The organism is Veillonella absiana, from assembly GCF_032970865.1.
Lineage (GTDB): Bacteria > Bacillota > Negativicutes > Veillonellales > Veillonellaceae > Veillonella > Veillonella absiana.
The window spans coordinates 107,008-125,291 of the sequence record NZ_JAWJZB010000003.1 but is presented as its reverse complement, the minus strand read 5'-3'; the positions used below and the strand labels follow the sequence as shown (position 1 = coordinate 125,291).

The window sequence follows — 18,284 nt, the reverse complement described above, 5'->3', positions numbered from 1 at the left end:
CGTAACCTCCTAAAACTGATTCAAGAAACGAACGTCATCTTCAAAGAATAGACGCAAGTCACCGATTCCATATAATAGCATAGCAATACGTTCTACACCCATACCGAAGGCAAAGCCTTGTACTTGGTCTGGATCATAGCCATTAATGCGCAATACATTTGGATGCACCATGCCACAACCAAGAATTTCGAGCCAACCTGTATGAGAACATACACGACAGCCTTCGCCACCGCACATAACGCAAGAAATATCTACTTCTGCAGATGGTTCTGTGAATGGGAAGAAACTTGTACGGAAACGAACTTGAGTATCTTCACCAAACATGTGGCGCAAGAATGCCTCTAAGGTACCTTTCAAATCAGCAAAGGTAATATTTTTATCGATAATTAAACCTTCTACTTGATGAAACACAGGGGAATGTGTGGCATCATAGTCCCAACGGTATACTTTGCCTGGTGCAATCATACGGATTGGGCTATTAGGTTCATGACGTTGCATCGTACGCGCTTGTACAGGAGATGTATGAGTACGCAACAAGAAATTTTCTGTAATATAGAAGGAATCTTGCATATCACGAGCTGGATGATCTTTTGGTAAATTTAGGCATTCAAAATTGAAATGGTCCTGTTCTACTTCTGGACCTTCTTCAACGGTATAGCCCATTTTCATAAAGAAATCTTCAATCATTTCATTCACAGCTGTGAGCGGATGAATATGACCTTGACGAGTTACTCGGCCTGGCAATGTGATATCGATTTTTTCAGAACTCAAACGTTCTTCCATTTCTTTACGGTCCATGTCAGCCTTAACAGCATCTAATGCTTCTTCTAGGGCTACACGAACTTCATTCACAAGGGCACCCATTTTAGGACGTTCTTCTGGTGAAAGTTTACCCAAACCTTTTAACAAAGCTGTTACTTCACCTTTTTTGCCTAAATACTTAACGCGCACATCTTGTAATGCTTGATTATCTTGTGCTTCATGAATTGCTGCTAGCGCAAGATCTTTTATGCGCTGTAATTCTTCTTTCATACAAAGCCTCCTAAAAAACAGACCTCCACCCACAAAGGGCGAAGGTCATCATTCGCGGTACTAACATAGTAATTATACAGGATTTTACTAGTAAAAGTCAAAGAAAGCTAGCCATAATAAGGCAATTTTCTCTAAATTACTCTTGCTGAGATTATCCCAAGCTCAGTAATGGAATGATCACATTACAACCTATGAAATCCAATACGATTACTCAATCGTGTCCTCTGGAATTATCGACCATGGCAAATCTGGAAGCTCCATATTATGCAATACATAAAATGTACCCCGTCCGACGTGAACAAGCTCTCCTTTTTCATTGTAAATACGACTTGTAGCCACCATTGTTCGAGTGCCATTATGTTCAACAATACCTACACCACGTAATTTTTCTCCACCTTTGACAGCACGTACGTAGTTCCCGTTAATATCGATGGTGCTAACATTTTTCCCTAAAGTAAAACAGGCAATTCCCATAACACCATCTGCTAAGCCAGTACATACTGCACCATGTACATCGCCTCGAATATTACAATATTCTGTGGTATTAGTTTGTAATGTATTTTCTGCATACCCCGATTTTACACGTATAACTTTATCATCTTTCATCCAGAAAAATGGAGTGTTGTCTAATATATTTTGAAAATGCTCAACCATAGTTTTCATCATGTACATCCTCCCCATATAAATTTGATATGCTTTAATTATATCAAAAAAGCTCTTCTATATGAATAAAATCCATATAGAAGAGCCTGTGTATTGTAATCTATAGATATTTTATACATCATCTCTACACAAAAAACAATATTCTAAATTATTCGTAATGCAATGCATCGATTGGATTCAAACGAGCTGCTTTGCGGGCTGGATATACACCAAAGACCAAACCGATGGCAATGGAGAACCCAAAAGACAAGAAGATTGTCGGAATTGATAGTACCGTGCTCATGCCTGAGAATTTACTAATCAGCTGCGAGGCGCCGATACCAAATATAATTCCTATAATGCCCCCCATCAAGCTGATTACAACTGCTTCAATAAGGAACTGAGTAACAATGACATTATATGTAGCACCAAGGGCCTTCCGAATACCAATTTCACGGGTACGTTCTGTTACGGATACGAGCATAATATTCATAATACCAATACCACCAACTACTAGAGAGATAGCTGCTACGGCACCGAGGAACAATGTTAAAGTACTTGTTGTTTGTTGCATGGTTTCCATAATGGATTGCATATTCCTAATATTGAAATCATCAAGATTACTATCCTTAATATTATGACGAACACGAAGTAAGTTTTCTATGTCTGCTTGCAGTCTATTGATACCATTATCATCATTAGCAGATACATAGACCATACGGAGATAATCAACACCTTGCACACGTTCCATGGCTGTTGTATATGGAATATATACTACATCATCTTGGTCCTCGCCCATAGAGCTATTACCTTTACTTTCAAGAACACCGATAATCTTGAACGGAATATTCTTAACACGAATATCTTTACCTACAGGATCTTCATTACCAAATAAATTTTTTACAATTGTACTACCAACAACGGCTACCCGTTCTCGATTTTGCACATTTTTCTCTGTAATAAAACGACCATCTTTCATAGTCAAATTATTGATAGTTTGCAGGCTAGGGCTAACACCACTTACCGTAGTTGTCCAGTTGTTGCTTTGATAAATGGCCACATAACTATTACTAGTAAATGGACTCGCTGCTGCTACACCATCTAATTTAGCAATTGCTTTATAATCGCCTTCCTTCAAAGATCTTTGTGATGATGCTGTAGGTCGAACCCCTGGCGTTCTCGGAGCCCCAGGCATAACCATAAGTAAGTTTGAACCCAAGCTCGAAATAGAATCAGATACTTGCTGCTTTACGCCATTACCAATAGATACGAGGGCAATAACCGCAGCTACACCGATAATAATGCCAAGCATGGTCAAAATTGACCTCATTTTGTTAGCGATGAGGGATGCCCATGCCATTAAGAAACTCTCTTTATACATGTTGTGCCCCCTCTATTTTTGCCATATTCAAATTTGGTTTATCTTCCAAAATCAAACCATCCTTTAATACTACATTACGACTCGCATAAGTAGCAATTTCTGGTTCATGTGTAACAAGGATGATAGTACGACCTTCTTTGTACAAATTCAAGAAAATATTCATAACCTCTAATGTTGATTTAGAGTCTAAGTTCCCCGTCGGCTCATCGGCCATAATAATAGATGGGTCATTTGCCAATGCACGAGCAATAGCCACACGTTGACGTTGGCCGCCAGACAACTCCGCGGGTAAATGATCAATGCGATCTCCAAGGCCTAAATCAGTTAATAATTTAGCGGCTCGTTCCATACGAGTCACCTTGTCTACTCCACCATATACCATGGGCAATGCCACATTCTCTTGAGCCGTCAATTTAGAAAGCAAGTTGAAACTTTGAAAAACGAATCCAATTTTCTTGTTACGCACAAAGGCTAGTTGATCATCATCTAAATTGGCTACTTCTTCTCCACTTAATCTGTAAAATCCATCTGTAGGTCTATCTAAGCAACCTAAAATATTCATGAAGGTTGATTTACCAGAACCAGATGGCCCCATGATAGATGTGAACTCACCTTCAAAAATTTGTAAATCAATACCGTGTAATACAGGCACTTGTAATTTACCATTTACATAGGTTTTTGTTACACCTTTAATGTCAATTACCGCTTCTTTCATAGATGTATTACCCATTAGAATGGCCCCATACGACTACTAGATTTACTAGTGCTAGTCACATCACCACTCACAACGATTTCATCGCCTTCGGAAACACCATTGAGAATTTGAATATTTGTATCCCCAGTTAAACCAGTAGAAACAGATGTTCTTGTTGGTTGACCATTTTTAATAACATACACGTATTCCCCTTGTTTATCAGTACGAACAGCTGTCATTGGTACAACCAAAATATCCTTTTGTTCATCCCCATAAATGGTTGCACGCGCAGTCATTGTAGGAAGGAAGTTATCTGCAATATCCGATGGAATTTGAACTTTTACAGTATAGTACACTACGCTAGAGCTAGTAGTACCCATTTCACCTTTTGTACCTTTAGCAATTTGAGATACGTAACCAGTAAATGTTTTACCTGGTTGAGAGTCAACTGTAAAATCCACTTTAGAACCAGAGCGAATATTACCGATATCAGTTTCATCAACAGTTAAATAAATTTCTAAATTTGATAAATCAGCGATTGTGGCAATAACCATTTGTGTGGAAATACCAGTACTAATAGTTTGACCAGCTTTCAACGGTGTACCAATAATAGTACCCGTCATTGGCGCTGTAATCGTTGCATCAGATAAATTCGCTACTGCGCTATCATATGTTGCTTTTGCTTGTTCATATGTAGATACTGCTGTGTCATAAGTTTGACGAGCAATTGCATCTTGCGCAGCTAATGTAGCATAACGATTCATATCTTTTTCAGCATTATCCATTGCTGATTTTGCACGGTCTACGGTAGCTTGCATGGAACGCATATCAAGGTAAGCAATGACTTGACCTTCCGTAACTTGGTCATTTTCTTTCACCAACACAGATTCCAATTTACCCGCTACATTTGTGGAAATATCAACATAGTTTACTGGGTTAATCGTACCCGTAGCACTAATCAAGGTTTTAACAGTACCTTTTTCTACTTTACCAGTTGTATATTGGGTTTTTGTTTGTGTTGTATTCGTGTGCATGTAATAATACGTGCCTCCACCAATAACACATATGGCAAGTGCAGCTGCCACTATTTTTGAACGATATTTATTAAAATCCAATGTTCTATAACTCCTTTTTGTATAAACCCCTAAATTTTATCTATAGTTTACGTTTCCCTGGTGAAAGTAACATGAACTGGTAAATTAACTACTAAGTATAGATACTAATTCGTACTGCTCTTCTTGAATTGGATACGTGATTTCTTTAGCCTCTTTATATGGTAACGCTCGCAATGCACCATCTACATAGCCAATAATCCGATTATCTCGACCATCTAATAACGCATCAATAGCCAATTCACTCATGCGAGCAGCCATAATAGCATCCATAGCGCTAGGAGCACCACCACGCTGTAAGTAACCTAATACAGTAACACTAGGATCTAAATATGTATTTGCTTTTATAAAGTCACTCACTTCGTAACTATTATAAGCACCTTCGGCTACAATAATAACACTATACGTTTTGCCATTACGATGTGTTTCATTTAAACGCTCACATACTTCTGTCAAAGGCAATGGGTGCTCAGGTAACAAAACAATCTCAGCACCACAAGCAAGTCCTGATTGTAATGCAATATGACCCGCATGACGTCCCATGACCTCTACAATAGCTACACGCTCATGAGCACTAGACGTATCTCTAATTTTTCCAACACATTGAACCACTGTATTTACAGCAGTGTCAAAACCAATCGTATATTGTGTGCCCCCCATATCATTATCAATGGTACATGGAATTGTTATCGTAGACATCCCCAAATTAGTCAACGCTTGAGCTCCTGCCATAGATCCATCCCCGCCAATAACCACGAGATGATCAATATCATATTGTCTTAAAATTCTATAGGCTTCTTGTTGTACTTGTGGATTCTTAAATTCTGGAAAACGCGCAGTTTTAAGGTAGGTCCCCCCAGTGGTAATAATCCCTCCTACATCACGTCGTAATAAAGGTTTAATCTCTTCATTTAAAATACCTTCATAGCCCCGTTCAATACCAAAGACATTAAATCCCTCATGAATTGCCTTTCTTGTGATTGCTCTTATGGCTGCATTCATGCCAGGTGCGTCTCCTCCGCTTGTTAAAACGGCTAGATTTTTCATATCCTTCACCTTCTTTATGTTGTTGAATTGATTTCGATGGAATTAAATTTGATTGGATTGACTTTGCTTTTATATCTAATGATTTTGACTTCTTCGGCTTACTATCCAGTTTACGAGTCTTAAACAAAACCTCTTCATTATAGAAAACATCTTCAATGACTTGCATCAGATCTTCAGTACGACCATTTGTAGTATCTAGTACATAATCGCACTTTTTATATACTGGTTTCCATAATTGCATCATGCTATGTACGTACCCAGATACATCATCATAATCCATAGTAGGTCGTTTCCCAATCTTACGATTAACACGACTCACAATTCTAAATTGTGCCGCTCTAATACCTATAATATAAGAATATTTTCGTAATGCTCGTAATGTTTTTAATTCAATAGGGAAATTTCCCCCTACAGAGATAACAGCTTCATGGTACATAGATACTTTTTTTAGTACATCTAGTTCCGCTTTTTTAAAAGCTTTTTCCCCGATTTTTTTAAATATTTCAGCAATGGGCAACCCAAATCGTCCTTCTAATACCCGATCAGTATCTACAAATTGCCAATTCTTCATTTCAGCCAAATTCCGACCAAAATGACTTTTACCGCTGCCCATAGAACCGATCAAAATAATGTTTCTTTTGATAATCATGACTCTTTTTCTTACCCTTCATATACATTTATCTTTTATTTTACTACATATTAATAGTCTTGAAAATAAAAAGAGAGTGTATCTCAAGATATTTCTGTGGTCTTGCTCTTACAGAAAATCTATCTTAATATACACTCTCTATGTTTATATGTATACATTTATCCATAAACTCGCACTGTTACATATAAGGATTTCCCCTTAATTTCCATAGATTGAATAGACACCACTCCGTATATTATTTGTGCGTTCAATTCATCAATACATTGAAGAATATCCATTAGTTCCCCTATCAATTCAATTTCCATAGCACTATGAAACTGATGAGTAGTGATATGTTCAGTACGATTATCCATGGGTAAATCTCTTGTCCCTACAACTACTATAGGATATTTCTTTATTATCATCATAACATGAGAAGTCATACTGTGTGCTGACTCCTGTTGACTCTTAAAATACTTAATAGTCTTTGCTTCCTTAGAATTTACAAGAATTCTTTTCTCTTCGTAATCACCTTTTACGACTAGCCACTCTTGATATAGTGCCGAATACTGTTGATGGAAATAAACCATTCCTACCAAACCAATGGCAACAATGAAGCACCAACAACCAATAGCTAAATACACCGTTTTAATCGGTACGGGAATTATCTCGACGATGTCCTTCCAAATGAAAGCCCACCATCTCAGAGTTCTTTGGAGCATCTTGTTTTCCATGTATATCATAACCCCTTAAATATCCCATCAGCTTTTGTTTAAATGTATCATACACTTGTATATTCAACACTTGTCCATCAATAGAAAAAGACTTTTCATTTGCTATGATTTTTGTAAAGCTTATCTGTTGCTGTGGATGATTCAACTGATTAGCACTATCTAATAATACCATTATCAAATGACGATTCTGCCCATACATAGGCTTCAGTATCTCCCGTTCTATTAACTTTAGCTTTTGGAGCTCATGTTGTAACTGAATATATTCTGTGTTTGCTTGAATATTAGCCATATTCGTAACTAATGTATTGTATGTCCAGTAATCATATAAAAATCCTCCTAGAATTGAAATAGCAAATACTGATATACAAGTAATCCCAACTAAAACCCAATACCTATACCTATGAAACCATAATCGCATTTGAATGGGGCGTTTTAGTAAATTAATCATCGTATCAGCTTTCATATCGGCCCCCATTTATATCAATCAAACAAATGGTAAATATATTATCTATCGACTTGGTAATACATAATCTAAGCCTCTAATGACTAGACCTAGCGCCATATCCCAATGTATATCTCCACTTTGAAAATTTTCCTTAGCACGATCTACTATTTGCACATCTGCAGTCTCCATTAAACCATATTCCTCCTCAATAGCATGGATATCATATTGAGTTTCCTCAGCTAACTCTTCTATTCCATATATTTTTACCCCCTGTACCTCTTCTATACCGTAAGTTTGTAAATGACTTTCCAACTCATTGATACTTGCAACAATTGCAGGCCCATTAGCATCAACTTGACTCTCCATTATACAAACCCCTTTCCACCACGCGTATAAATGAACAGAGTCACCTTGTACTTCCCCTAAAATAAATCCATTGCGATGAGTGTACAAGTATATTAATGGACTTGGCCAATAATCAATAATTTTTACACGTATATGAGATAATAAAATACCTATATTTACATCATCTAGATCTTCGGTTTTAAGTGCTGCTACATACAAATATTTTTGTCCCATATCATCAATACGCAAACAATAATCATAGGTATAGATTTTAGTGTCCCATCCTGTTATATCCTCTAAATTCCAACGCAAAAACTCTTCAAAGTCTACCTCTTTAGCCACACCAACCATGCACTTTTGCGTATCCATCTGTGCTACAATACCAAAACGCTCGCCGTCTAGAGAGTTTTGTTTTATAAATCGATGCAAGTCATGACCGCGATCAGTGGTTCTATCCATAGAGTATGCATCCGTAATGAGCAAAACCCCTTCTTCAATATGACCTGTAACACCTATAATACAATCTGTATCTATGCAAATACCTGTAAACGTTCTTCCACTCATAACAACCTCTCTAATATCTATCCATACAATTTATTAAACACCCTTACTTTTACTCTTACTCTTACTTCAGCTATTAGTTAGTGCACTGTAATCTTCAATGAATTTTATAATATCTACTAATAGGGGAATATAGAGTCTATAACTAGCTGTTGACGCTCTTTATCCAAATGAAATACTACTTTAGAACGAGCCGAACAATGACGTGCTTTATTAATAGAATGAACAATAATATGTGATTCATTCGCCTCATATAAAGGGCGTTTAATATAAATTTTTTCAGACTCTGTTTCAATCAAAGGAATTTCTTGTCCCTTTTGAATTTGACCTCCCTCATGGATATACATAACAAACCACATTGCCCCTCTTTCAGCCCCATACTTAGCTTGTACTAAATCTAATTCTTTTTGAGTCATCTCTACTTGTGACTGTGTCAGTACCAGTAATGTACTCCCGGTCACTAAAAATAACATCATAGTAATAAGTACTACATAAGAAATCATCCCTTCTTGTCGATTATTAGACATAAAAATTCCTCATTTCTATATGGTTATTATTTCAATCTACCCTATACCATATATAGTCCGGAAATACAGCAGCATCAACCACATATTGACTTTTACCACCTTGACCTGGAATAAAGAATGTTTTTCCCTTATGAATTCGATTATTAACAACCCAGTTCATATATACTACATTATGATCATCCATAGAAAAGGGGTGTTTCTTATATTCAACGATTCTTTTATCTAATACATTTGTAATGCGACTACCGCTCAAAGGTTGAATATCTCCATCTGATAGCTCTCTATATAATGCGTCTCGTGAAACCACCCACTGCCAAAGCATAGGGCCCTGCGATACTAACCGTTGACCAAATTGTTGAATTACAATATTTCTAGAATTATGCTTCACTCGTCCAGCTATATGTATGCGTGTATATCTACCATCCTCCATAACGGCTATGTCTTCTCTAATTTTATGATTCCACAAATATAAATAAGACAAATATTGTAATATGCACAAAGTCACAATACTAATTATTACACCAGTAATCATCAATTGGACCAATATAAAACCATCTATCGATTTAGTGTTTACTAGTTTTTGGTAATAAATAGGTAGAAGCTTCATAAACAACCACTCCATCTTTCATTGCTTGCACTGTATACTGCAACATTCCTATATGATTTACCTCCACCGATTTCACATTAGATTTATAAGTAATCCCATCAAGAACCTGCATATCCGATGCTATTTCACCAGTATCAAATCTACTGTTTCCAATATTTAAATTTCCAATGCTCTTTGAATAAAAATATTCTGCTTTTCCTACTTCTAATTGATTTGAAACCTGTTGCAATACTTTATCATTGATATATGCTTCACGAATTCCAGTTGTACAGTAGTTATAAATCATAAAAATATATGGAATCATAATCATAAACAACGTTACACCTACCAGTGTATCTTCATATAGAAATCCATCATTATGTTGGCATCCAACCTTATGTATCCTAGTGCTCTGCATCAGTACCATGCTCCCAACGTATTCGACCAGTTGTCTTAGAAATCCAAATATGATTCACCTTTTTAATTCTTGTATCTCTCAGTTTAATATGACTTTCACTAGCAGGAAGACCCGAACTATGAAACGTCACCTCTGTAGCTAAGCCAGAATTTTCAATATATGGAGGAAATATATATTCAGAGCCAGGTACAGTACTAGCTCGTTCAAGCCAAAATGAATGATCTTTATGAATCATCATAAATGGACGGTTTAATCCTTCTGATCGATAACCTAACATATTCATCATCTGCACCTGTTTAATTTCAGCTACTAATTGCTCCGTTGTCGTATCCAATTCTTTGCGGTTCTGACTCGATTCTGCTACTCCAGTAATCACAATAGTGCACAATATACTTATGATAGCCAAAGCCATCATCCATTCCACCAATACAAAACCAGATATCCACGTACTATGAAATTTATTCATAGCGCTCACCACAATACAGTAATATACGCACTCAAACAAAGAAATGGACCAAAAGGCACCCTTTGGGATAGGATAATTGATTTGGTGCTACATGCATATTGATATATGAGATAGAGTGTGCCAATAATAAAGGAAAGGCCGAACATAAGCCATACGCCTTCTACAGTTTGCCATAGTGCCAATGCTCCAAACCACTTGATATCACCCCAACCAAATCCACCTCGACTGAGAATTCGTAAGAGGTAACACAAAAGCATTATCACCAAAGACATTAAACCTGTAATAGCAAGCCATCGTCCCTGACCATAAGAATATAGCAAGCCTACAAGACCTAAGAGTATAGCGCCTTCATCGGGTAAAATATAATATCGCTTATCGATGGTAGCCCCCCATACTAGTACGATTGTGAATATAAGAAGCTGAATGACGATTATACCGTCCCCGTATCGGTCACAAAGCCATAGAACATATCCTAACACCCCTAACAAATACCATATCTGTTGATATCTTTTGATCCAGTTTCTTTGTTTAAACATATCACTGACCTTCTCTTAAACTGCAAAAATCACATTGTGTTCCTATGTGTTAGACTATTATTGTCCATCCGAACTTTTAACAACAACAGATTTACTAGTATTTCCATCTACTGCTTCATAACTAATCGTATAGTTACCTCCTTTAGGTGTTTTGACATTTTCTGTTAAATAGCCTTCTTTATAGAGATTTTCTACTGTTGGTGGTGTATCTACATTGCGATCAATCATGTACAGTTGGGTAGCATTTTTGATGATTTGCATATCTGCCACTTCTTTAGCAGATTTAGCTTTATCCGCAGCTGACATAAATTGTGGCATTGCAATGCCTGCTAATATTGCAATAACGGCCACTACAACCATCAATTCAACGAGTGTAAACCCCTGTTTACTTTTATGCTGTCCTTGTACCATACGCGATTCCCATGCACGGATATAATGAATCACAGAATCTACACCTTGTTTCACATAGCTATTCATAGTATTAATGTTTAACATATTGAACACTCAACTTTCTTTTACTAAAGAATATCTTCTTAACACACATTATTTTGAAATTGCTGAGATTGATGTAAACATGGGATACATCACAGATACCACCAAAATTCCTACACCAATTCCCATTACACTAAGCAGAATAGGCTCTAATAAACGTTCTAGATTAGAAATATATCGTGCCAACATAGCCTCATAATAATGGCTACAATGAGAGAGCATAGATACTAATTCCCCGCTCTCCTCGCCAATACTAACCATATCCCAAATAAATTCATTGCCTACATCACAATCCTGTAAGGATGTATGGAATGTCTGTCCTTGACGTAAAGCTATACTAATTTGTTGAGCTCGTTCACGACCATATAAATTTTGCCATAATGGCTCCGTTAACGTAAGAGCTTCCAATAAGGATATCCCACTCTCTAATAACAATGCCCATACACGTAATATACCGGTGTAGTACATACAACTGAGCCACAACCATTGCTTCGACTGGCTCCATAGTCTTTTATGAATACGATGTTTTACTGTAGGTAATCGATATCCAATTACCATTGTAGCTACAAGTACAATACATATAGCGACACAGGCATAACTATGGTTGGTAATCAAATCTCCTAGAGAAAATAATATTCTTGTCATCAACGGTAATTCAATCTTCATCGTTATGAATACTTTCTTAAAGGAAGGGAGTATAAATAGTACTGCAACGAAAAAAAATACGACCATTAATGACAACAAAAATATTGGATAGCTGATAGCACTCATTATCTTTTGATGATGTTGTTGTTCTTTTTCATAGTAAGATTTTATGAGTTGAAAGCTTACACCTAACGTTCCTGCCACCTCACCTGCACGTAACAATGCAATCCCAATTTGTGGAAATCCACAATTTGTTAAAGATTGGGATAAACTCTTACCCTGTTGTACATCAGCACAAATGGATTGATACGGTATTCTAGGGCTCTGTCTTTTTGATACGAGCTCCATAATTCTACGTAGAGGTATTCCCGATTCAATGAGTAGCCCCATTTGATAGGAGAATTCAATAATATCCTTATGTTTCCACTTCTTTGGTCTATGTTTCTTTACTGCTGTAATAGAAACAATATATAGTTTTTCATGACGTAATCGAATTGCCACTTCATCAACAGAAGATGCCCAAATCTGTCCTTTCTTTTCTTGCCCCTCTATCGTTTGGGCAACATATGCATAAGCCTCCATATCCACTACCTCATTCTAGTAACTATCATTAGCTAGTATGACAGCAACCAAAACTACTCCTAGCCAAAACATTACGTAAAAACTATCATAAAAGTTCCTTGAACAAATCTACCTGACCATACCTTAGAGCAAGTTTATTAACTGCCATTTCTAGAGTTTGCATAGGTGGCTGCGTTTCTTGGATTGATATAATTTGTGCTTCCTTCTTTGATCGAATGAGATTTGCAACAGCTCTCGTATTAATAAGGATATCTTTAGGTACTAAGAATTTATGCTCTAAGCGAAACAATCGTTGACATAATACGACACGCAAAACTTGAGATAATTGACTGCGTATCTCATCTTGTTGTTCTGCACTAAACATAGAAATAATCCGATTAATAGCCAGGACTGAACGTTGTGTATGCATCGTTGCAAATACAAGATGACCTGTTTCAGCAGCATGCAGAGCCGCTTCTAACGTTTCTTTATCACGTAACTCTCCCACCATAATAACGTCAGGATCTTCACGTAATGCATCTCGAATTCCTTCCGCCATAGAATTAATATGTATACCCAATTGTCGTTGATGAATGAGGCCCTTTTGATTGGTAAACTGAAATTCAATAGGATCTTCTAATGTTACAATATGCTTAGCCATTGTTTGATTAATAAACTCTAAACAACTCGCCATCGTATAAGATTTACCTGATCCCGTAGGACCACAAGTGAGAATTAAACCATCCCTATATTGGCAAAAGGATTTTAATAACAAATCATCCTCTGTATCCCCTAGCACTAATTCTTTGTGGCTTAATATTCGCAACGTCCCACACACAGCATCGTTGGACTTGTACAAATGTGCACGAATGCGTGTTCCCTTATAGCTGAAAGCTTCATCTACAGAGCACCAACACTCTCTTGAGAGTATATGGCACAATTGCAACAATTCATCAATCATAATCGTGTCAGCCTTATAGGAAAGTTCATGTAAACCACTAGCATCTCTAGCATACACAGGCTGATGCTCTTCTAAATGAATATCTGTTGCCTCTAATCGATAAGCCTCCTCTAACACAGGGCCCAATTCGCTAAACAAGCATGTACACATACGTACCTCCTTCATCACATGGCTTATTACACACTTATCATTGCTATACTTTAATTGAATGTATATGGCTAACATCAAATCAGTAATCCTACACAGTCCCCTTAAATAAGCAATCCCACACGTTGTACTTCCTCTAATGACGTTATCCCCTGTTCAATAGCTGATTTAGCAGATACTTCTAGAGTAGTTACCATAAACTCATCAGGCATATGCCAATTAGGTTGCTGCATAGGCACCTCCATTAATTCAAAAAGTGCCGTACGCCCGCTATACTGCCCATTACCATCTAATTTTCTTACAAGCCTCTGTGCAATAGCCCCCATCAATGTCGCTTTAATCAAATAAGGTTCTACCCCCATATCTTGCAATCGTTCAATGACACCCAGAGACGTATTCGTGTGTATAGTAGATAATACACGATGGCCTGTTAGAGCAGCCTGTACCGCTAAGCGTGCCGTTTCATTATCTCGTATTTCTCCAATCATTATAGAATCAGGATCTTGTCGTAAAATGGCGCGTAATCCTTTTGAAAATGTTAATCCGATTTTCTCGTTAATGCCTACCTGAATGGCCCCCTCAATATCAGCCTCTACAGGATCTTCTAAACAAATAAGTTTTGTTGTACTACGTGGTAGCATCATAAGCATGGAATATAAAGTAGCTGACTTTCCCGCTCCTGTTGGGCCATTAATAGTTAGTAAGCCATAAGGTCGTTTTAATAGCTCCTGTACATGTGTATATAACTCTTCACTCATTCCTAACTCTACTAAAGATTTATAGCTTCCTTCGTTTCCCATCAAACGGCACACAATAGTTTCACCATATATACTCGGCATAGAGGAAACACGCATAGTAATCTCTTTATAATCAGATATACCTTGACGAATGAACTTCTTATCCCCTATATTTTGTTCCTGAATTTGATGACGATTCCATTTCCACCGACCATCTTGCGGTATCCGTTTCTCGCTAATATCCATGCCACTTAATACCTTAATTCGATTAATCATCTGTTCTTGGTACGCCCTATCAATCGTCTCATACCGTGACAATAATCCATCGCAACGAAATCTCACTTCCAAGCCAAGCTGAGTCGTATCGAAATGAATATCACTGGCCCTTTTTTGATGAGCAACCTCGATGATTGCATCCAACTCTATGTCCACATACATAACAACCTCCTTTACTTGCGCTAAAATTTACACCATACCTGCTTATTGCACTGTAATATTCACCATGATTTCTAAAACTCCTGCTTTGAAAAAATAAATTTTTAAAATTCTGCGAATCGTGTAATTTTTCCATAAAGGGTTCCAGTTATGCTAACAAAATAAGTTATCACATCATATTTCATCAAAATAAAAAACTCCCGATGATCCATGATAATCATGACTCACCGGGAGCTTCTCAAATCGGTACACATAAATAATAATCAGATATATGCTATCCACTTATTACTATGTTTACCAATTACATCATATTATTTTTTAATGTTATAGAACACGTCATCGCCACCATAGCGAGCAGTTTCGTACAACAATTCTTCGATGCGAAGTAATTGATTATATTTCGCTACGCGTTCGCTACGAGCAGGTGCACCAGTTTTGATTTGGCCAGCGTTAACAGCTACTGCGATATCTGCGATAAACGCATCCTCTGTTTCGCCAGAACGATGAGATACAACGCAAGTATAACCAGCGCGTTTAGCCATTTCCATAGCTTCAAACGCTTCTGTTAATGTGCCGATTTGGTTTACTTTTACCAAAATGGAGTTACCAACGCCAAGTTCGATACCTTTAGACAAGCGTTTTGTATTTGTTACGAACAAATCATCGCCTACCAATTGAACTTTATCACCGATGCGATCAGTTAATAGTTTCCAACCGTCCCAATCTTCTTCAGCCAAACCGTCTTCGATGGATACGATTGGATATTTTTCAGTAAGGTAAGCATAGAATTCAACCATTTCTTCTGCAGTTTTTACTTTACCTTCGCCAGCTAAGTTGTATTTACCATCCTTATAGAATTCAGAGGATGCGGCATCGATAGCTAATTTGAAATCGCTACCTGGTTCATAACCAGCTTGTTTGATAGCTTCACAAATAATTTCCAACGCTTCTTCATTGGAACCCAAGTTTGGAGCGAATCCACCTTCGTCGCCTACAGCAGTGCTCAAACCTTTGTCATGCAATACGGATTTCAATGTATGATAGACTTCTGCACAGCTACGAAGCGCTTCGCTAAGGCTCTTAGCACCTACAGGCATAATCATGAATTCTTGTAAATCCACATTATTATCTGCATGAGCACCACCATTCAAAATATTCATCATTGGCACTGGCAATTCTTTCGCATTAAAACCGCCTAAATATTGGAACAATGGCAAATCAAGGGACATTGCTGCTGCACGAGCTACGGCCATGGATACGCCTAAAATAGCGTTTGCCCCAAAGTTACCTTTATTATCTGTGCCGTCTAATTTCATCATCAATTGGTCGATGGCTACTTGTTCTGTGGCATCATAACCGATGATAGCAGGGCCAATTTTAGCATTTACATTATCCACAGCTTGTAATACGCCTTTGCCATTGTAACGGGATTTGTCGCCATCACGCAATTCAACGGCTTCGTACATACCAGTAGAGGCACCAGATGGAACGTCTGCAGTGGCAATTGTACCATCTTCCAAACATACTTCTACTTCTACTGTTGGATTTCCGCGAGAATCCAAAATTTCTCTAGCAAATACTTGTTCAATTGCTGCCATTCTTCATTCCTCCATATTGAAAGCTTAAAATAATTTATGTCCAGTCATTTCCTCTGGTTTTTCAATACCACCCAATGCAAGCATTGTCGGTGCGATATCACAGAGTTTACCAGGTATTAATGTATCTTGTTTATGTGTATCACTCACCAAGATGAGAGGTACTAAATTTGTTGTATGCGCAGTATGTGGTTCATTAGTTTCATGGTTTACCATAACCTCTGAATTGCCATGATCCGCTGTTACCAACAAGTGACCATGTTTCTTAAGAATTGCCTCAGAAATTCTGCCCAAGCAAGTGTCTACTGCCTTAATAGCTTTCACAGCGGCCTCGAATACACCTGTATGCCCCACCATATCTGGGTTGGCAAAGTTCAAGATAATCATGTCATATTTCTCAGCTTCGATGGCCTCTACCACCTTATCAGTAACCTCATAGGCACTCATTTCAGGTTGTAGATCATAGGTCGTAACCTTTGGTGAATTTACCAAAATACGGTCCTCACCATCGAATGGAACCTCTTTGCCACCATTAAAGAAGTATGTTACATGAGCATATTTTTCCGTTTCCGCAATGCGGAGCTGACGATAACCACCCGCACTCAATACTTCGCCTAATGTTTTTGGCAAAACGTCCTTTTCGTACACAATGTCGACTGGCAAATTATCTTCGTATTTTGTCATAGTCGCCATATAAATATCGAGCTTATCTCGTTTAAATCCATCGAAATCATCAAGTACCAGAGCCTTTGTTAGCTCACGACCACGGTCAGGTCGGAAATTACAGAACATTACGGCATCACCGTCTTGAATCATACCCTTCGGATTTAAGATGGTAGGTACGATGAATTCGTCCACCACATCTCTAAAGTAGGAGTAATCGATGGCTTCTTTTACGCTATTTGCAACAGGGCCATCACCCTCTACCATAGCGCGATATGCCAGTTCTACACGTTCCCAACGATTATCGCGGTCCATGGCGTAGAATCGACCTGCTACAGTAGCAATAGAACCGACACCGATAGTACTCATGTAATGTTCTAAATCGTTTATGTATTCCATAGCAGATTTAGGTGCCACATCACGACCATCTAGTAATGCATGTACATAGACCTCTTTAATGCCCTCTGTTTTAGCCCCTAAAATAACGGCTTTCACGTGGTCAAGAGAACAGTGTACATTGCCATCAGAAATGAGGGCAATTAAGTGTAATCGGTGTTGCTTCGCATGTTGATATAATTTTTGAATGACTGGACGCTTGTAGAACTCGCCATCCTCCACGTCTTTTGTGATACGTGTTAAATCTTGATATACAATACGGCCAGAACCTAAATTGAGATGTCCTACCTCAGAGTTACCCATCTGACCTTTCGGTAGACCTACCGATAGACCTGATGCCTCTAAAGATGTATGAGGATACGTATTCCACAAATGATTGAAATTGGTTGGATGCGCTTGCACCACCGCATTCGTTTGATCACCTATATCGCCCATTCCAAATCCATCGAGGATACAGAGCATAACAGGCGCTGTTAGTTTGGCCATGTCCAATCCTTC

Annotated in this window: 21 protein-coding genes; all 21 read right to left on the bottom strand. The window is 37.8% G+C overall.

Features of this window, described 5'->3' with window-relative positions; genetic code table 11:
* Window positions 1-9 precede the first annotated feature (9 nt).
* Complete coding sequence (gene pheS / locus RVY80_RS03330) at window positions 10-1,032, bottom strand: phenylalanine--tRNA ligase subunit alpha (protein ID WP_295188202.1); 1,023 nt, start codon at window positions 1,030-1,032, stop codon at window positions 10-12.
* A 207-nt stretch (window positions 1,033-1,239) separates the two neighbouring features.
* Complete coding sequence (locus tag RVY80_RS03325) at window positions 1,240-1,698, bottom strand: PaaI family thioesterase (RefSeq protein WP_295188204.1); 459 nt, start codon at window positions 1,696-1,698, stop codon at window positions 1,240-1,242.
* Window positions 1,699-1,843: 145 nt separating this feature from the next.
* Window positions 1,844-3,055, bottom strand: coding sequence for an ABC transporter permease (locus tag RVY80_RS03320; RefSeq protein WP_295188206.1), 1,212 nt, complete (start codon window positions 3,053-3,055; stop codon window positions 1,844-1,846).
* Window positions 3,048-3,770 (bottom strand): ABC transporter ATP-binding protein, encoded by a 723-nt coding sequence (locus tag RVY80_RS03315; RefSeq protein WP_317329722.1) that lies wholly within the window; start codon window positions 3,768-3,770, stop codon window positions 3,048-3,050. Before RVY80_RS03315 ends, RVY80_RS03320 begins: the two co-directional genes overlap by 8 nt.
* A gap of 14 nt (window positions 3,771-3,784) precedes the next feature.
* Window positions 3,785-4,864, bottom strand: a complete 1,080-nt coding sequence (locus RVY80_RS03310; protein ID WP_317329675.1) for an efflux RND transporter periplasmic adaptor subunit — start codon at window positions 4,862-4,864, stop codon at window positions 3,785-3,787.
* Window positions 4,865-4,948: 84 nt separating this feature from the next.
* Window positions 4,949-5,863, bottom strand: coding sequence for an ATP-dependent 6-phosphofructokinase (locus tag RVY80_RS03305; RefSeq protein WP_295194098.1), 915 nt, complete (start codon window positions 5,861-5,863; stop codon window positions 4,949-4,951).
* Window positions 5,820-6,557, bottom strand: a complete 738-nt coding sequence (locus tag RVY80_RS03300) for a shikimate kinase (protein WP_317329674.1) — start codon at window positions 6,555-6,557, stop codon at window positions 5,820-5,822. The genes RVY80_RS03305 and RVY80_RS03300 overlap by 44 nt, the downstream gene beginning before the upstream one ends.
* 158 nt (window positions 6,558-6,715) lie before the next feature.
* Window positions 6,716-7,270 carry a hypothetical protein gene (locus tag RVY80_RS03295; RefSeq protein WP_295190977.1) on the bottom strand — a complete coding sequence of 185 codons (555 nt, stop codon included), beginning with the start codon at window positions 7,268-7,270 and terminating at the stop codon, window positions 6,716-6,718.
* On the bottom strand, window positions 7,185-7,733 hold the full coding sequence (locus RVY80_RS03290; RefSeq protein ID WP_317329673.1) for a hypothetical protein: 549 nt from the start codon (window positions 7,731-7,733) through the stop codon (window positions 7,185-7,187). Before RVY80_RS03290 ends, RVY80_RS03295 begins: the two co-directional genes overlap by 86 nt.
* Window positions 7,734-7,778: 45 nt before the next feature.
* Window positions 7,779-8,624, bottom strand: coding sequence for a hypothetical protein (locus RVY80_RS03285; protein ID WP_295190982.1), 846 nt, complete (start codon window positions 8,622-8,624; stop codon window positions 7,779-7,781).
* Window positions 8,625-8,740: 116 nt separating this feature from the next.
* On the bottom strand, window positions 8,741-9,148 hold the full coding sequence (locus RVY80_RS03280) for a hypothetical protein (RefSeq protein ID WP_295190986.1): 408 nt from the start codon (window positions 9,146-9,148) through the stop codon (window positions 8,741-8,743).
* Between the two features lie 31 nt (window positions 9,149-9,179).
* Window positions 9,180-9,680 (bottom strand): hypothetical protein, encoded by a 501-nt coding sequence (locus RVY80_RS03275; RefSeq protein WP_295190989.1) that lies wholly within the window; start codon window positions 9,678-9,680, stop codon window positions 9,180-9,182.
* Between the two features lie 31 nt (window positions 9,681-9,711).
* Window positions 9,712-10,065 (bottom strand): hypothetical protein, encoded by a 354-nt coding sequence (locus tag RVY80_RS03270; protein WP_295194095.1) that lies wholly within the window; start codon window positions 10,063-10,065, stop codon window positions 9,712-9,714.
* A gap of 73 nt (window positions 10,066-10,138) precedes the next feature.
* Window positions 10,139-10,618: a pilus assembly FimT family protein gene (locus RVY80_RS03265; protein ID WP_317329672.1), complete on the bottom strand. Its 480-nt coding sequence runs from the start codon at window positions 10,616-10,618 to the stop codon at window positions 10,139-10,141.
* Window positions 10,619-10,623: 5 nt separating this feature from the next.
* Window positions 10,624-11,154: a prepilin peptidase gene (locus RVY80_RS03260; RefSeq protein ID WP_295190998.1), complete on the bottom strand. Its 531-nt coding sequence runs from the start codon at window positions 11,152-11,154 to the stop codon at window positions 10,624-10,626.
* A gap of 57 nt (window positions 11,155-11,211) precedes the next feature.
* A complete protein-coding gene (locus RVY80_RS03255) occupies window positions 11,212-11,565 on the bottom strand; it encodes a competence type IV pilus major pilin ComGC (protein WP_295191025.1) in 354 nt (117 codons plus the stop codon).
* Between the two features lie 132 nt (window positions 11,566-11,697).
* On the bottom strand, window positions 11,698-12,873 hold the full coding sequence (locus tag RVY80_RS03250) for a type II secretion system F family protein (protein WP_295191001.1): 1,176 nt from the start codon (window positions 12,871-12,873) through the stop codon (window positions 11,698-11,700).
* 85 nt (window positions 12,874-12,958) lie between these two features.
* The gene (locus RVY80_RS03245; protein ID WP_295191003.1) at window positions 12,959-13,963 is read right to left on the bottom strand and encodes a type IV pilus twitching motility protein PilT; all 1,005 of its coding nucleotides are present in this window, start codon (window positions 13,961-13,963) and stop codon (window positions 12,959-12,961) included.
* Window positions 13,964-14,064: 101 nt separating this feature from the next.
* On the bottom strand, window positions 14,065-15,135 hold the full coding sequence (locus RVY80_RS03240; protein ID WP_295191006.1) for a GspE/PulE family protein: 1,071 nt from the start codon (window positions 15,133-15,135) through the stop codon (window positions 14,065-14,067).
* A 308-nt stretch (window positions 15,136-15,443) separates the two neighbouring features.
* The gene (gene eno, locus RVY80_RS03235; protein WP_295191009.1) at window positions 15,444-16,730 is read right to left on the bottom strand and encodes a phosphopyruvate hydratase; all 1,287 of its coding nucleotides are present in this window, start codon (window positions 16,728-16,730) and stop codon (window positions 15,444-15,446) included.
* Window positions 16,731-16,754: 24 nt separating this feature from the next.
* Window positions 16,755-18,272 (bottom strand): 2,3-bisphosphoglycerate-independent phosphoglycerate mutase, encoded by a 1,518-nt coding sequence (gpmI, locus tag RVY80_RS03230; RefSeq protein WP_317329670.1) that lies wholly within the window; start codon window positions 18,270-18,272, stop codon window positions 16,755-16,757.
* Window positions 18,273-18,284 lie beyond the last annotated feature (12 nt).

What these genes read in the sequence shown, in the direction of transcription:
- pheS (WP_295188202.1), bottom strand. Translation starts at nt 1,032, where the DNA reads ATGAAAGAAGAATTACAGCGCATAAAAGATCTTGCGCTAGCAGCAATT.
- RVY80_RS03325 (WP_295188204.1), bottom strand. Translation starts at nt 1,698, where the DNA reads ATGATGAAAACTATGGTTGAGCATTTTCAAAATATATTAGACAACACT.
- RVY80_RS03320 (WP_295188206.1), bottom strand. Translation starts at nt 3,055, where the DNA reads ATGTATAAAGAGAGTTTCTTAATGGCATGGGCATCCCTCATCGCTAAC.
- RVY80_RS03315 (WP_317329722.1), bottom strand. Translation starts at nt 3,770, where the DNA reads ATGAAAGAAGCGGTAATTGACATTAAAGGTGTAACAAAAACCTATGTA.
- RVY80_RS03305 (WP_295194098.1), bottom strand. Translation starts at nt 5,863, where the DNA reads ATGAATGCAGCCATAAGAGCAATCACAAGAAAGGCAATTCATGAGGGA.
- RVY80_RS03300 (WP_317329674.1), bottom strand. Translation starts at nt 6,557, where the DNA reads ATGATTATCAAAAGAAACATTATTTTGATCGGTTCTATGGGCAGCGGT.
- RVY80_RS03295 (WP_295190977.1), bottom strand. Translation starts at nt 7,270, where the DNA reads ATGGAAAACAAGATGCTCCAAAGAACTCTGAGATGGTGGGCTTTCATT.
- RVY80_RS03290 (WP_317329673.1), bottom strand. Translation starts at nt 7,733, where the DNA reads ATGAAAGCTGATACGATGATTAATTTACTAAAACGCCCCATTCAAATG.
- RVY80_RS03285 (WP_295190982.1), bottom strand. Translation starts at nt 8,624, where the DNA reads ATGAGTGGAAGAACGTTTACAGGTATTTGCATAGATACAGATTGTATT.
- RVY80_RS03280 (WP_295190986.1), bottom strand. Translation starts at nt 9,148, where the DNA reads ATGTCTAATAATCGACAAGAAGGGATGATTTCTTATGTAGTACTTATT.
- RVY80_RS03275 (WP_295190989.1), bottom strand. Translation starts at nt 9,680, where the DNA reads ATGATTACTGGTGTAATAATTAGTATTGTGACTTTGTGCATATTACAA.
- RVY80_RS03270 (WP_295194095.1), bottom strand. Translation starts at nt 10,065, where the DNA reads ATGATTATGATTCCATATATTTTTATGATTTATAACTACTGTACAACT.
- RVY80_RS03265 (WP_317329672.1), bottom strand. Translation starts at nt 10,618, where the DNA reads ATGAATAAATTTCATAGTACGTGGATATCTGGTTTTGTATTGGTGGAA.
- RVY80_RS03260 (WP_295190998.1), bottom strand. Translation starts at nt 11,154, where the DNA reads ATGTTTAAACAAAGAAACTGGATCAAAAGATATCAACAGATATGGTAT.
- RVY80_RS03255 (WP_295191025.1), bottom strand. Translation starts at nt 11,565, where the DNA reads ATGGTACAAGGACAGCATAAAAGTAAACAGGGGTTTACACTCGTTGAA.
- RVY80_RS03250 (WP_295191001.1), bottom strand. Translation starts at nt 12,873, where the DNA reads ATGGAGGCTTATGCATATGTTGCCCAAACGATAGAGGGGCAAGAAAAG.
- RVY80_RS03245 (WP_295191003.1), bottom strand. Translation starts at nt 13,963, where the DNA reads ATGTGTACATGCTTGTTTAGCGAATTGGGCCCTGTGTTAGAGGAGGCT.
- RVY80_RS03240 (WP_295191006.1), bottom strand. Translation starts at nt 15,135, where the DNA reads ATGTATGTGGACATAGAGTTGGATGCAATCATCGAGGTTGCTCATCAA.
- eno (WP_295191009.1), bottom strand. Translation starts at nt 16,730, where the DNA reads ATGGCAGCAATTGAACAAGTATTTGCTAGAGAAATTTTGGATTCTCGC.
- gpmI (WP_317329670.1), bottom strand. Translation starts at nt 18,272, where the DNA reads ATGGCCAAACTAACAGCGCCTGTTATGCTCTGTATCCTCGATGGATTT.